The organism is Collinsella sp. BM28 (genome assembly GCF_054551995.1).
Map to the genome: position 1 here is coordinate 1,057,173 of NZ_JBTOLJ010000001.1, position 13,586 is coordinate 1,070,758.

12 protein-coding genes are annotated in these 13,586 nt (G+C 63.8%); all 12 read right to left on the reverse strand.

Going from position 1 to position 13,586, the window contains the following annotated elements:
• Positions 1–52: 52 nt before the first annotated feature.
• On the reverse strand, positions 53–799 hold the full coding sequence (gene recO / locus ACX9NZ_RS04585; protein WP_407496870.1) for a DNA repair protein RecO: 747 nt from the start codon (positions 797–799) through the stop codon (positions 53–55).
• A gap of 182 nt (positions 800–981) precedes the next feature.
• Positions 982–2,013, reverse strand: a complete 1,032-nt coding sequence (gene era, locus ACX9NZ_RS04590; RefSeq protein ID WP_407496868.1) for a GTPase Era — start codon at positions 2,011–2,013, stop codon at positions 982–984.
• A gap of 186 nt (positions 2,014–2,199) precedes the next feature.
• On the reverse strand, positions 2,200–2,589 hold the full coding sequence (locus tag ACX9NZ_RS04595) for a diacylglycerol kinase family protein (protein WP_118653646.1): 390 nt from the start codon (positions 2,587–2,589) through the stop codon (positions 2,200–2,202).
• Positions 2,590–2,597: 8 nt separating this feature from the next.
• Positions 2,598–3,107: an rRNA maturation RNase YbeY gene (ybeY, locus tag ACX9NZ_RS04600; protein ID WP_118653647.1), complete on the reverse strand. Its 510-nt coding sequence runs from the start codon at positions 3,105–3,107 to the stop codon at positions 2,598–2,600.
• Positions 3,088–4,098 (reverse strand): PhoH family protein, encoded by a 1,011-nt coding sequence (locus tag ACX9NZ_RS04605; RefSeq protein ID WP_407496865.1) that lies wholly within the window; start codon positions 4,096–4,098, stop codon positions 3,088–3,090. The genes ybeY and ACX9NZ_RS04605 overlap by 20 nt, the downstream gene beginning before the upstream one ends.
• Positions 4,095–5,438: a MiaB/RimO family radical SAM methylthiotransferase gene (locus ACX9NZ_RS04610; protein WP_407496863.1), complete on the reverse strand. Its 1,344-nt coding sequence runs from the start codon at positions 5,436–5,438 to the stop codon at positions 4,095–4,097. Before ACX9NZ_RS04610 ends, ACX9NZ_RS04605 begins: the two co-directional genes overlap by 4 nt.
• Positions 5,439–5,449: 11 nt before the next feature.
• Positions 5,450–6,613, reverse strand: coding sequence for a molecular chaperone DnaJ (gene dnaJ / locus ACX9NZ_RS04615; protein WP_407496861.1), 1,164 nt, complete (start codon positions 6,611–6,613; stop codon positions 5,450–5,452).
• Between the two features lie 205 nt (positions 6,614–6,818).
• Positions 6,819–7,940: a DnaJ domain-containing protein gene (locus tag ACX9NZ_RS04620; protein ID WP_294123802.1), complete on the reverse strand. Its 1,122-nt coding sequence runs from the start codon at positions 7,938–7,940 to the stop codon at positions 6,819–6,821.
• 195 nt (positions 7,941–8,135) lie between these two features.
• A complete protein-coding gene (locus ACX9NZ_RS04625; RefSeq protein ID WP_118653652.1) occupies positions 8,136–8,618 on the reverse strand; it encodes a deoxycytidylate deaminase in 483 nt (160 codons plus the stop codon).
• A 398-nt stretch (positions 8,619–9,016) separates the two neighbouring features.
• Positions 9,017–10,252, reverse strand: a complete 1,236-nt coding sequence (gene hemW, locus ACX9NZ_RS04630; RefSeq protein ID WP_407496858.1) for a radical SAM family heme chaperone HemW — start codon at positions 10,250–10,252, stop codon at positions 9,017–9,019.
• A gap of 2 nt (positions 10,253–10,254) precedes the next feature.
• Positions 10,255–11,406 carry a tRNA dihydrouridine synthase DusB gene (gene dusB, locus ACX9NZ_RS04635; protein ID WP_407496856.1) on the reverse strand — a complete coding sequence of 384 codons (1,152 nt, stop codon included), beginning with the start codon at positions 11,404–11,406 and terminating at the stop codon, positions 10,255–10,257.
• Positions 11,407–11,550: 144 nt separating this feature from the next.
• On the reverse strand, positions 11,551–13,359 hold the full coding sequence (gene lepA, locus ACX9NZ_RS04640) for a translation elongation factor 4 (protein ID WP_118653654.1): 1,809 nt from the start codon (positions 13,357–13,359) through the stop codon (positions 11,551–11,553).
• Positions 13,360–13,586 lie beyond the last annotated feature (227 nt).

Consider the following 13,586-nt stretch of genomic DNA (forward strand, 5'->3'; position numbering starts at 1 on the left):
GTGCGACACAACTGCAGAAATCTGACAGAAATGCGTCAGATTCTTCCGTTTATTAACGCCCCAATAAGAATTCGAGCGCCCTTAAGCGGCAATCCAGGTGCGTGGCAGCCCATATGTGGGCCAAGCCGAGGAGCCGCGCCGCGGTATGGGGGTCGATGTTTGAGGCGGCGAGCTCCGTGAAACGCAGGGCAATGAGACCCTCGAGCCACTGCGCCATGTTGGCATCCACCCGCTCGCACCCGGGAACGCCCTGCGCGCAACTGGCGCACAGCAAGCCGCCTGCCTGGGCCGAGAAGTACGTTGGGTGCTCGTCATCGCACGCGATGCAGCACGAATAATCGGGCCGGTAGCCCACATGACTCAGCAGCTTGAATATGTACGCGGCCACCAACAGGTCCTGGTGGGCAACATCCACCGGGGCCAGTTGCGCCAGCGCCGCCCGCGTGATGGGGTACACGAACGGATCTTCGGCATCCTCATAGGTGCACCGCTCCGCGACCTCCGCCACCGCGCTTGCGGTGGCAAGGAGTTCGTACGTGGGCTGCGACCCCAAAGGCGCCGCGATGAGCTCCGCCTGCGAGACGATGTCGAGGCTGCGCCCATGCGCCAACAGCAGGTCGACCTCGCAGCACAGCTCGCAGCGCGCGGCCAGGCGGCTCCCCGGCTTGCGCGCGCCCTTGGCGACCGCACGGATCTGGCGACCGGTCTGGTCGACGAGCGTGAGGATGAGGTCCGTCTCCTTGAGCTTGGTCTTGTCGAGCACGATGGCCTTCGTGCGATACGTGCGGCTACCGGCCATGACCGCTCACGACCAGCCGCAGTGCATGTGGAGGGTTCCGGTGCATGTCATCGCCTGCTCGAACAGTCCTGCTCGCGACGAAGGCGCCACAGGCGCCTTCTGCTCGTGCGGAACTCGCAAGCGATGACGTGCACCGGCACCGGACGATCACGGGCGTCAGTCTGTACGAGTGAGAAACGTGGCTACTCGTCATCGGCGGCGTAGCCAAAGCGGCGGATCTCGCGGGCGTCCTCGCGCCAATGCGGCTTGACCTTAACGTCCAGCCCCAGGTACACGCGGCAGCCGAACATGCGCTCCAAGTCACGGCGCGCCTCGATACCGATACGCTTGATCATCTCGCCGCCCTTGCCCACGAGGATGCCCTTCTGACCCTCGCGCTCCACATAAACGGTGGCATGCAGGCGCAGTAGATCGCGCTTGGGACGCTCGAACTCATCGCAGATCACGCCGACGGCATGCGGAATCTCCTCGCGCGTGCGCAGCAGCACCTTCTCGCGCACGAACTCGGCAACCAACACCTCGTCGGCCTCGTCGGTGCCCATGCCCTCGGGGAACCAGCGCGGACCTTGCGGAAGGAATCGCGCCACCACATCCACGAACGCCTCCACGTTGAAGCCCTCCGTGGAGGAGACCACGATCTCGTCATCAAAATCCACCAGGGCGCGCGCGGCCTCAAGCTGCTTGAGCATCTGCTCCGGACTCGCCAAGTCGGCCTTGGTGAGAACGAGCACTTTGGGCGCCTTGGCTGCGGCCACGCGCTCGGCCACCCATGCGTCGCCACGACCGATGGGCGCGCTCGCGTCGATCACGAACGCGATCACGTCGACGTCCGAGAGCTCGCCCAGGGCGCTCTTGTTGAGCTCGGATCCCAGGCCGTCCTTGGGCTTATGGATGCCGGGCGTGTCCACAATGACGAGCTGGCAGTCCTCACGGTTCACCACCGCGCGCAGACGGCGGCGGGTGGTCTGGGCCACCGGTGAGGTGATGGCCACCTTCTCGCCGTAGCACGCGTTGAGCAGTGTGGACTTGCCGGCATTGGGACGACCGACGAGCGCCACGAAGCCGGAACGGAAACCCTCGGGCACATCGGCGCACAGGGGTGCCGGTCCAGCAGTGCCGGAAAAGTCAGGCATCTCACCGGACTCGAGCATGGCATCAAGCTCATCGTCGGAGAGGTCGGCAAACGGGTCGAAATCGGTCATAACATCGGACATAGGTACTCCTCAACAGATACGTTGGAACTTGAACGGTGCGGACAATCACCGCGATCGAATGGTGCAATTGGGGACGTACCCCAACTGCGCCATTCCCCAACTACACCATTCGGTGCGAGTTACAAGGTGCGACTGCTGACAGGGCTGCGTTTTACAAAGGGACTACGTCCCCAATTGGAAAGGCGGTCAGTGCCAGGGGCCGAGGAAGCCGAAGGCGTGGGCGAACACGAGGATGCCCACGATCGCGGCGGTGATGGACAGCACGTAGACACTCGCAGCGGCGATGTCCTTGGCGCGCTTGGCAAGCGGGTGCAGCTCCTGCGTGGCCAGATCCACGATGGCCTCCATGGCGGTGTTACACAGCTCGGCGAAGATCACCAGGCCGATGCAGATCGCGATAAGCGCCCAGCTAATCAACTGAAGCTTGGCCACTAAACCGGCGATGACCGTAAGGATACCCGCCACGAGCATGACCTTGATGTTGCGCTCTGTCTTGACGGCGGTCATGAAGCCCTCAATGGCGTAGCCAAACGAGCGCAAAAACGACGGATGGTCCTTGTTGGAACCGGGAATCATGGCGCCTCCTAATCGTGCGCGTGGTTAGTGATGGGACCGACCTCGACGTCGTCGGGGTTCTCTCCCCGCATGACGGCGAGCTCGCGCAACAGCGCGTCCTCGCGGGCCTCCATAACCTCAGCCGCATCATCCTCGATATGGTCATAGCCCAGAAGGTGCAAAAGGCCGTGCACAAGCATGAGGCGGCACTCGTCGGCTGGCGTGTTGCCAAACCCGGGTGCTTGGCGCTCAATCACCTCGGGCGCCAGGATAACATCGCCAAGCTCGATGAGTTCATCGGCAGGAAGCTCATCGTCAAAAGCTGAGTCGCACTCAAAGGAGAGGACATCGGTGGTTCGATCGATGCCACGCCACTCATGGTTGAGCTCGCGCATCTCCGACTCGTCCACAAACGAAAGGGAGATCTCCACCTCTCGCTCCACTCCTTCTGCGGCGAGGACATGTGCCGCAATGGCACGAATCTCCTCCTCGGCAATGAGTGTGGGCAGCTCGGCATCGTTACTTATGAGAACGGCCATGACACCCCTCCTTTCCAGATTGCACGCGTTCGGCATCAAACGCCTCGTACGCTTCCACAATCTTACCAACAAGCCGATGACGCACCACATCGGCGCGGGCGAGCTCCACGAACGCGATGCCCTCCACGCTGCACAGGATCTCCTGGGCATCGGTGAGACCGCCGCGCTTGCCAGGTAGGTCGCGCTGCGTGGCATCGCCGGTGATAACGAAGGTCGAGTTAAAGCCCAGACGCGTGAGGAACATCTTCATCTGCTCGGGCGTGGTGTTTTGCGCCTCGTCCAAGATCACGAACGCGTCGTTCAGGGTGCGGCCGCGCATGTAGGCGAGCGGCGCGATCTCGACCACGCCGCGCTCAACGAGCTCATGCGCGCGCTCGGCGTCCATCATGTCGAACAGCGCGTCGTAGAGGGGGCGAACGTAAGGATCGACTTTCTCCTCCAGGGTGCCGGGCAAAAAGCCCAGACTCTCCCCCGCCTCGACCACCGGGCGCGTGAGTACGATGCGCCCCACGTCGCGGCGCTGCAGAGCTGCCACCGCCATGGCCATGGCAAGATACGTCTTGCCCGTACCCGCGGGACCCGTGCAAAAGGTGACGGTGTGCTCGCGAATGGCGTCGATATAGCGTTGCTGGCCAGGGGTCTTGGGCCGAATGACCTTGCCGCGGTAGCTGAGCAGCACGTCATCGCGCGGGCCGGAGGAGCGCACGTCCTCGGCGCGCAGGCCGTCGATGGCGCGATCCACATCGTCCGCCGTGAGGGTAACGCCGGTAGTGGCAACTTGCATGATGTGGGTGAACAGGCGCGTGAGCAGGTCGACTTCGCCGGGCGCGCCACTCAACGAGACGGCGTTCCCCCGCACGGTGACGCTGGCCTCGCACCGGCGCTCGGCGGCGCGCAGAAGCGCGTCGGCCGGGCCGGTCACGCGCGTGGGGTCAACCCCCGCGGGGATGGAAAGCCGCACTTTCGCCGTACTGGTAGCGGAGCCACTCATCGCCGCCCCTCCCCTTCGGCAGACCCATCAGAGGCGTTGGGGGCTACCGACTGGTCGTCGTTCCCGCGCAGGACATGGGCATGGAGGATACCGCGATCATCCATGGCGTCGACCCGCACGCGAACAAGGGAGCCGGCGCGGTCGAGGGGCACATCGTCCACGATCACGCGATGGAAGCTGCCCAGGGTACCGCGGTTACCGTACTCCAAGACGGCGTTCTCGCACGTGCCCACGCGTAAGGCCGCATCCGCCTGAGCGCACCGCTCGGCAACCGCACGAAGCTCAGAGGCGCGGGCCGCCATGACCACGGGCGCCACCTGATCGGGCGCCTCGGCAGCGGGGGTACCGGGTCGCGCGCTATAGCGGAATACGTGCATGCGGCTAAAGCCCACGCGCTCGCACAGGGCGCGGCTCTGAGCAAACTCTTCCTCGGTCTCCCCAGGGAAGCCCGCGATGATGTCACAGGAAATAGAGGCGGCGGGCAGTTTGCCGCGGATCATGGCGACCGTAGCCTCGTATTGCTCTGCCGTGTAGGGGCGATTCATGCGCTCCAGGGTAGCGGTGCAACCGGACTGGAGCGGTAGATGCAAAAACGGGGCGACACGCTCGCCGCCGGCCACCATGGCGTCTATAAGGCGCTCGTCGACGTCCATGGGCTCGAGCGAGGACAGGCGAACCTGGGGGATGTCCGTCTCGTGCAGGATGATGCGCAGCAGCTCGTCGATCTCCACATGAGAGTCCTCGGCATCCGCGCCATCATATGCCCCCAGGTTGACACCCGTGAGCACGACCTCGGGAATGTCGGCGCGTTCGGCTTCGCACACTTGGTGCAGGACCGCCTCGACGGGAACAGAGCGCTCGGGACCACGTGCCTTCCACACGATACAGTAGGAGCAACGGTTGTTGCAGCCGTCCTGGACCTTGATGCCCAGGCGCGAGCGGCCCAGAAGGTCACCTAGGTCGTGGTGTTCGCCTGCCGACGCGTCGGTACGCAAGGAGAGCCCTGCGGCTCGAGCGGCCGTGCGGGCGACGTCGATCTTGGAGGGTTCGGCGATTACGCGCGGCGACAGCTCCGTAAGCTCACCGGGATGAAGGTTGACCACGCAGCCAGTCACGATAACGATGGGCTCGTTGGGCAGACCGAGTGCATGCCGCACGGCCTTACGGGTCTTTGACTCGGCCTCACCGGTGACGGCACAGGTGTTGATGACGATGAGGTCCGCATCTTGCTGGTCCACGAGCGCGAAGCCCGCAGAGGCAAGGTCGGAGGTGATGCGGTCGGATTCGACGCGGTTTACCCGGCATCCCAGGTTAACCACGCTGGCGAAGGGGCGCGTCATACGGGTCCGTTCTAGTCGAGGATATCGTCGATGGCGTCACGGATGCGATCGCCCACCGAGCGCTTCTTGGCGGTGCCGGCAGCATGCTCACCCGAAGCCGCGGCATAGCGCTCGAGTGCCTCGCGCGCGTCGGCGGAGAGGCGCGTGGGGACGTCGATGACGATGCGAGCCACAAAACGACCGCGCGAACCGCCGCCACCCAAGCGCGGCATGCCATGCCCGTCGACGGTGATGAGGGAGCCGTACTGCGTGCCGGCGGGGACCTCAAGATCGAATTCCTCGTCGGGCATGATGCCCTTGACCTCAACCAGGCAGCCGAGTGCTGCCTCGGCGATGCCGATGTGAACCTCAGAGAGGAGGTCGTCACCATGGCGCTCAAAGCGCTCGTTGTCCTCGACCTGGATGGTCACGATGAGGTCGCCGGATGCGGCACCTCGGTAGCCGGCCTCGCCATAGCCACGCAACCTCAGCTGGCGGCCCGTCGCAACACCGGCCGGGACCTCGACATCCAGGCGCTCGTGCGTACGAGAACGACCCTCGCCGTGGCAGTGCTCACACGGCTTGTCGACGATGGTGCCCTCGCCACCGCAATCCGGACACGGGGCGCTCGACTGCATCTGGCCGAAGATGGAGCGCTGGACGGTGGTCACATAGCCGGAGCCGTTGCAGCGCGGACAGGTCTTCTCCTGGCCACCCTCTCCACGACCTGAACCGTGACAATGCCCGCACGGCGCCAAGCGATCGAACGAGATGGTCTTCTTGCAGCCGATCGCCGCCTCTTCGAGCGAGACGGTGAGCGAGATGGCCATATCGCGCCCGGCCCTGCGGCGAGCACGGTCGCGCGGACTGCCGCCGCCCGATCCTCCTCCGCCGAAAATCGACGAGAAGATATCATCGACGCCCATGCCGCCGAAGATGTCGGAGAAGTCGACGTAGCCGGACCCGCCGGGCATGCCGTCGACGGTGCCGTAGCGATCGTACATGGCGCGCTTCTGGTCATCGGAAAGCACCGAGTATGCCTCGTTCAGCTCGGCGAACTGCTCGTTGGCGTCGGGGGCGTCGTTGTGGTCGGGATGAAGCTTGACCGCCTTCTTTCGGAACGCGCGCTTGATCTGGTCGGCCGTGGCATCGCGCTCGACGCCCAGCACCTCGTAGTAATCCCTTTTGTCCGCCACCTTGTGGACCCTCCCCCAATGAATGATCAACCTTATGCGCCCGCCGCGCGCACGCCGCGGGCGTCTTTCGTTTTACCCATAGTTCCGCCCATCCACACGCGCGATGCACAGACACCCCAAGGCATCGACACACCCCGCTCCGCAAGACGGGAGAAGCGAACAGCGCGTGCCATGTGCGGACGTTCCGCTCGGACTTTAACCCTGCCTACATGAACCGATACGGCGCGAGGAGCACCGCCTGCGTGCAGCTGGAAAACCAAACGGCAATCATAGCGAACACCAGCCCGTTGGCCGCGCCGTTCGCAAGCACCTGCAAACCTCGCTTCCACCACAGCCCGCTGCGATGCAACACGTCATCGGAGACGATCATGAAGATGCCCATGACGAGCGGTATCAGGCACAGCATGAGGAACATGGAAAACGTGCCGGAAAACGCCGAAAGCACCAGGAACGGCAAGACCAGGCCGAGCATGTAAAAGCCGCTCTGCGCGCGACCCTCGAGGCGCTCGGCAGCCACATGGGCGCGGCCCACAAGGTCGCCCGTCTCCCCACCGTTGGTTCCAGCGTTGCCGCGGGCCTTTATGCGAACGACGTCGCCGTCATGCGTGCCCGCCGGGAACTCGACCACGGCCTCGGCTTGAACGCGCGTACGGCCCTCTCCCCCGCACACGGGGCAGGGGTCGGCCACGACTTTGCCGGAACCGCCGCACTCGGGGCAGACCATGCGGGCCTGACCCATGCCGAACATGCCCAAATCGACGGCAATGGCGCCGGTGCCTCCGCAGGTGGGACAGGCGCGGTGATGCTCGGATGCCACGGAGCCCGAGCCGTGGCAATTGTCGCAGGGCTCATAGCGCGGATACTTGACGGCCACCTTGGCACCGTCCTTTGCCTGGTCGCGCGAGAGCTTGACCTCGACGATAACGTCGGCACCGGTAGAAGGGTTATAGGCGGACGCGCCGCGGCGGCGCTGCGTGCCAAAACCGCCCATGCCGCCGAACGGGAAGCCAAAACCGCCGAAGCCGGTGTAGCCGCCCTGGTATCCGCCGGGGTACCCTCCGGGGTAGCCCCCCGCGGACGGCGAGCCGGCCGAGGCAAAGGGGCTGCCCGAGCGCATGGCGTCGTAGCGGGCGCGCTTTTGTTCATCGGAGAGAACGGCGTATGCCTCGGAGACCTCCTTGAAGCGCTCCTCGGCATCGGGCTCCTTGTTCACATCGGGATGGAGCTTGCGGGCCTTTTGCTGGAAGGCCTTTTGGATGTCCTTAGCGGAGGCGTCTTTATCAACGCCCAGAATGGCGTAGTAGTCTTTATCGTTCATTCCTGCCATATGGCAAAGACTCCCCTGTTCATGGGTTACATTCAGTGGGAGACATTATATCCCGACCCCGCGTGCGATAAGCGGGGCGGGTGCGTTTTACACATCCACGTACAAAACGTGTCCACCGCTTTTACAAGCGGCGATGCAATCGGTCGCTCGACCGGAACCCGTGCCTAGCGGCAGTGTAGTCACCTGCCCAAGAGCCTATTCAGCAGGCTGATCGCTCAACTGGACCTGGCGATAGGCAATGCCGCAGCGGTCGAGGATGTTCTTGGAAATGAGGTTGTCCTCGGTGCCGCAGTACTTGTCGTCGAGGTAGACGACCTCGCCGATGCCCGCCTGCACGAGGGTCTTGGCGCACTCGTGACACGGGAAAAGCGTGACGTAGACGGTGGCATCTGCCATGTCCTTGAGGGAGCCACGGTAGTTGAGGATCGCGTTGGCCTCGGCATGAATCACGTAATTGTGCTTGTCATGCAGGGGGTCGTCCGCTGTGCCCCAGGGGAAATCGTCGTCGTTGAGGGCGGAGGGCGTGCCATTGTAGCCCACCGAGAGGATGCGGTGGTTGGTGTCGGCAATACAGGCGCCGACCTGCGTGTTGGGATCCTTACTGCGCAGGCTCGCGGCGACGGCCGCACGCATGAAGAACTCGTCCCAGCTGATCACGTCTTCGCGTTTACCGGGCATGATGCCCCTCCTCTCAAGCGTTTTGGACAGCATGGCGCATAACGTGGGAAGATGCAAGCGTTGGCGAAAAGATGTCCCTCGCAAAAGGCGGTGTCGCTAGCGGAGAAGCGTGCCCGCAATGGCGACGAGGGCTGCCCGTAACGGCGACGAAAGGCACCGGGGCAACGACGACGCTTGGCATTGGCGATGTGAGAAATCAGGGGTTTGAAACAAGCCGGCCGTTTCAAACACCTGATTTCTCACAAAAAAGTAGGTGGTAATGTGATTTATCAACGGTTTGAATGAATGGGCTTATGTCAAACCGTGGATTTCTCACATTGCGAGGGCGAAGAACGGCGGCCGAGGGCTGAGATGCGGGGGCCCGGCACTCGGCGCGCGTTCAGGCCGTGCACACAGCGTTACGCATCAGCCGCCAAATCCCAGAAGATGCCGAAGAGCTTGTTGCCATCGAGCCATCCGAGGTGCGTGGGCTTGAGGGCACCGTTGTCCCACGCGGCGAGGTTCCACTCAACAGCGCGATCACAGGCAGCGGAGAGCTCGTCCGCCGGAATGACCCGTATCGCACGCGCGAGTAGCTCCGGGCCGATACCGTCGGTCATACGGCACGCGAGCATGAGGTCCTCGGCCATAGCTTCGCGGGGCGTAAGGAACTCGTGGTCGAATTCCTCACCCGCGTCGTCGAGCTGCGTGAAGCGAATGCGGGCCGTGGACGAATTGGCAGACGATCTGCCGGCAGCGCCATCGGACGTGCCGTCAGACTCACTATCTGGCGTTCCGTCGAACGTGTTTTCCAGCAACAAGCTGACGTCGCCCGTTGCAGCGCACATGCTTGCGGCGGAGCGGCCGATACCCAAATAAGGCACGCCGGTCCAGTAGGCGATGTTGTGCTGGCAGCGGTGCCCGGGCTTGGCATAGCTCGCCACCTCGTAGCGCTCGTAACTATGCGCATGCAAAAGCTCCGCCGCGATGTCCATGCATTGGGCCTGGAAATCCTCATCGGGCACCTCGATTTTCCCCGCCGACTCGAGACGCTCCAGAGGCGTGCCTTCCTCAAGCTGCAACGGATACACCGAAACATGGTCGGGATCCGCCAAGAGGACCCTCTTAAGCGTGTCCCTCCATGCGTCGAGCGTCTGACCGGGCAACCCACACATCAGGTCGCAGGAGGTGGAAAATCCAGCCCCCTTTGCCAGAGCAACGGCCTCCAAAGCTTGTTCGACCGAATGGATGCGCCCGATCACGCGAAGCTCATCCGCCTGCAAAGACTGCACGCCAAGGGAAACCCTTGTCACGCCCGCGGCGCGCAACGAGCGCGCAAGCTCGGCCGTAAACGACTCGGGATTCGCCTCGCAGGTGAACTCGACCGGATCACAGTAGCCGAGTACACGCCGGACGAGTTCAACCAGGCGGACCCCCAACAGCGAGGGCGTTCCGCCCCCGATGTACACCGTTTGGACCTCCGCCAGATCCCCCGCCCTGCCATGGGCGTCGATCTGCGCGGCAAGAGCGTCGCAGTAGGTGGCCACGGCCTCATCCAGCGCGCACCCCTCGCCCATCGCGCGCGAGTCGAAATCGCAGTACGCGCATTTGGATTTGCAGAAGGGTATATGCAGGTACAGAGCCTCGAAGCGCATGGCTACACGCGCTCCGGCGACGACGGTCCCGCGTCGGCGACGCCGCCGGCAGCGGGAACGGCTGACCTGCAGGCGCCCGGAGCGGCGGGAGCGGATGCCCCGAAGACGCTTGGGGCGGCGGGGGCGGCTCCTGCACCGAAAACGACATCTGCCCCGCAAGCGGCGTCGGCGGGGGCAGCCTCGAAGGCGACGACGTCAGCCTCGACCTCGTCGAGCATCGCCATGAACTCTTCGTAGCTGGTGCACCGCACGACCTTGCCGCGCCAAGCGGCGGCGTGCGGCAGCCCCTTGAGGTACCAACCCGCAAAGGCACGGGCGCGCGCCATGTAGGGCTGCGTGGCGTGCAACAGCGTGAGGTGCTCACGCAGGGCGTCAATGCGCTCGAGCGCGATGCGCTCCGGCACGGGAACGCCATCGAGCGCGAACGCACGGGCGTCGCCGAAGATCCAAGGGTTTCCGTATATACCGCGCGCGATGAACACTGCGTCTGCGGCAGTGTCGTTGAGCATGCGCGCCGCATCCTCGGCCGAAAACACATCGCCGGAGCCGATCACCGGTACGTCCACGCGCGCGGCGACCTCGTCGATGGTGGACCAATCGGCCTCGCCAGTGTAGAGCTGATTGGCGGTGCGCCCGTGAACCGCCACCGCCGCGGCGCCCGCCTGCTCCATGCGCGCTGCAAACTCGGCGGCCGTGTTCTCCCCCGCCGCGAAACCGCGGCGGATCTTGACGGTGACGGGCACGCGCGCCTCGCGCACGCACGCCTCCACCAGCGACGCGGCAAGCTCGGGCTCCTTCATGAGCGCGGATCCCTCGCCCTTGGTGATGACCTTGCGCGCCGGGCACGCCATGTTGATGTCGATGAGACTGAGCTTCTCCCCCACTCGCTCCTGCACGGCGTCGACGGCGAAGGCGAACTGCTCCGGCTTGGTGCCGAACAGCTGCACGCAGATCTGCGGCTCCTCGGGCTCTGGCTCCACGAGCACCCACGTTTTGGCGCTTTTGTACGAAAGACCCGCAACGCTCACCATCTCGGTGTACGCCATCTCGGCTCCGCGACGGCGGCACATAATACGGTACGCCGCGTCCGTGACGCCCGCCATGGGCGCCATCAAAAACGGCTGACGCCTGAATTGTTCACGTAGGTCGATCAAGTAAACCCCTTAAATCGACGATAAGCCTATCAACTCGATCTGGGTTTCTCAGGTGCCCCAGATTCGGGTGAAAGAGGAGGGCGCACGCCTGACGTGCGGCGCCCGACGATTGAACCCGAAGGTGGGGTGCCTGAGGAAGCCAGATTAGTCTTCGACCTTCAAAATGGCGAGGAACGCCTCCTGCGGCACTTCCACGCTGCCGATAGCCTTCATGCGCTTCTTGCCCTCTTTTTGCTTCTCGAGCAGCTTGCGCTTGCGCGAGATGTCGCCGCCGTAGCACTTGGCGAGCACGTCCTTGCGGCGCGCCTTGACGGTGGAGCGGGCGATGATCTTGTTGCCAATGGCGCCCTGGATGGGCACCTCGAACAGCTGCCGGGGGATGATCTCCTTGAGCTTGTCGCAAAGCCCTCGCGCCAAACCGTAGGCCTTGTCCTTGTGGACGATGAACGACAGGGCGTCCACCTCGTCGCCGGACAGCAGGATGTCGAGTTTGACGAGTTCGCTCACGCGATAGTCGGAGAACTCGTAGTCGAGCGAGGCGTAGCCCTTGGTACGGCTCTTGAGCTGGTCGAAGAAGTCGAGGATGAGCTCGGCGAGCGGGATATCGAAGTGCATCTCCACGGACTTCTGCGACAGGTGGATCATGTCGGTGGTGATGCCACGGTGTTCGATGGCGAGCTGCATGACCGCGCCGGTGTACTCGGGCGGAGTGATGATCTTGGCCTTGAGGTAGGGCTCCTCGATGTGGTCGATGCGCGTGACGTCGGGCAGGTCCTGCGGGCTGCGGACCTCGAGCATCTCGCCGTCGGTCTTGTAGACGTGGTAGTCCACGGAGGGGCTCGTGGCGATGAGCGCCAGGTCGAACTCGCGCTCCAAGCGCTCCTTCACAACCTCCATGTGCAGCAGGCCGAGGAAGCCCACGCGGAAGCCGAAGCCGAGCGCCGCCGAGGTCTCGGGCTCCCAGATGAGTGACGGATCGTTGACGTGCAGCTTCTCAAGCGCGTCACGCAGGTTCTCGTAGTCCTTGTTGTCGATGGGGAACAGGCCCGTGTAGACCATGGGCTTGGCCTCGCGATAGCCGGCAAGCGGCGCGTCGCAGGGGTTATTCACAAGGGTGAGGGTGTCGCCCACGTGCACGGCCTCGGGATCCTTAAGACCCGTGACCACAAAGCCGACTTCGCCTACGCCGAGCGCATCGACGGCGAACTCAGCCGGACGGCGCACACCCACGCCGTCTACGAGGAACTCCTCGCCGCCCTGCATCATGAGCAGGTGGTCACCCTTCTTGACGTGTCCGTCGAAAATGCGAACCGTGGCGACCACGCCGCGGTATTCGTCGAAGTACGAGTCGAGGATGAGGGCCTTGAGTGGCTTGTCCGCGCTGCCCGTGGGCGGGCTCACGAGAAAGACGATAGCCTCGAGCAGGTCGTGGATGCCCTCGCCCGTCTTTCCAGAGACGCACACGGCGTCGTCGGCGGGGATGGCAAGCTCGTCCTCGATCTCGACCTTGACCTCCTCGGGATGCGCGGAGGGCAGGTCAATCTTGTTGATGGCCGGTACGATGTCGAGGTCGGCGTTCATCGCGAGGCTCGCATTGGAGACCGTCTGTGCCTCGACGCCCTGGGTGGCGTCGACCACGAGAACGGCGCCCTCGCATGCCGCGAGGCTGCGGGAGACCTCATAGGTGAAGTCGACGTGACCGGGCGTGTCGATGAGGTTGAACTGGTAGGTCTCGCCGTCATCGGCGTCGTACATCACACGGACGGCATTCGACTTGATGGTGATACCGCGCTCGCGCTCGATGTCCATGGTGTCGAGCAGCTGCGACTCCATGTCGCGCTCCTCCACCGTGCGGGTGAGCTCGAGGATGCGGTCGGAGATCGTCGACTTGCCGTGGTCGATGTGCGCAACGATCGAGAAGTTGCGGATGTGGGAAGTGTCAAAAGTATTCATGCAGACCATCTTACCTGAAATTGGCTGGGTCGGGTGCGTGTTTGCCGCTCGGTCAAGTCCTGCGCAAGACGAAGAGCCCACTGGGCTCTTCTTTGCGTGCGGAATCTACGGCAAACACGCACCCGACCCAGCCCCAAGGCTCGACGGCCGCGCATTCAGAACGAGATTCCGCCTGAAAGTCGCCCGTAAACGTAAGCTCAACGTAGCCCAGCGAGAACATATAAGGT

Coding starts and splice junctions, on each gene's coding strand:
- recO (WP_407496870.1), bottom strand. CDS start 799: ATGGCCGGTAGCCGCACGTATCGCACGAAGGCCATCGTGCTCGACAAG.
- era (WP_407496868.1), bottom strand. CDS start 2,013: ATGTCCGATGTTATGACCGATTTCGACCCGTTTGCCGACCTCTCCGAC.
- ACX9NZ_RS04595 (WP_118653646.1), bottom strand. CDS start 2,589: ATGATTCCCGGTTCCAACAAGGACCATCCGTCGTTTTTGCGCTCGTTT.
- ybeY (WP_118653647.1), bottom strand. CDS start 3,107: ATGGCCGTTCTCATAAGTAACGATGCCGAGCTGCCCACACTCATTGCC.
- ACX9NZ_RS04605 (WP_407496865.1), bottom strand. CDS start 4,098: ATGAGTGGCTCCGCTACCAGTACGGCGAAAGTGCGGCTTTCCATCCCC.
- ACX9NZ_RS04610 (WP_407496863.1), bottom strand. CDS start 5,438: ATGACGCGCCCCTTCGCCAGCGTGGTTAACCTGGGATGCCGGGTAAAC.
- ACX9NZ_RS04620 (WP_294123802.1), bottom strand. CDS start 7,940: ATGGCAGGAATGAACGATAAAGACTACTACGCCATTCTGGGCGTTGAT.
- ACX9NZ_RS04625 (WP_118653652.1), bottom strand. CDS start 8,618: ATGCCCGGTAAACGCGAAGACGTGATCAGCTGGGACGAGTTCTTCATG.
- hemW (WP_407496858.1), bottom strand. CDS start 10,252: ATGCGCTTCGAGGCTCTGTACCTGCATATACCCTTCTGCAAATCCAAA.
- lepA (WP_118653654.1), bottom strand. CDS start 13,359: ATGAATACTTTTGACACTTCCCACATCCGCAACTTCTCGATCGTTGCG.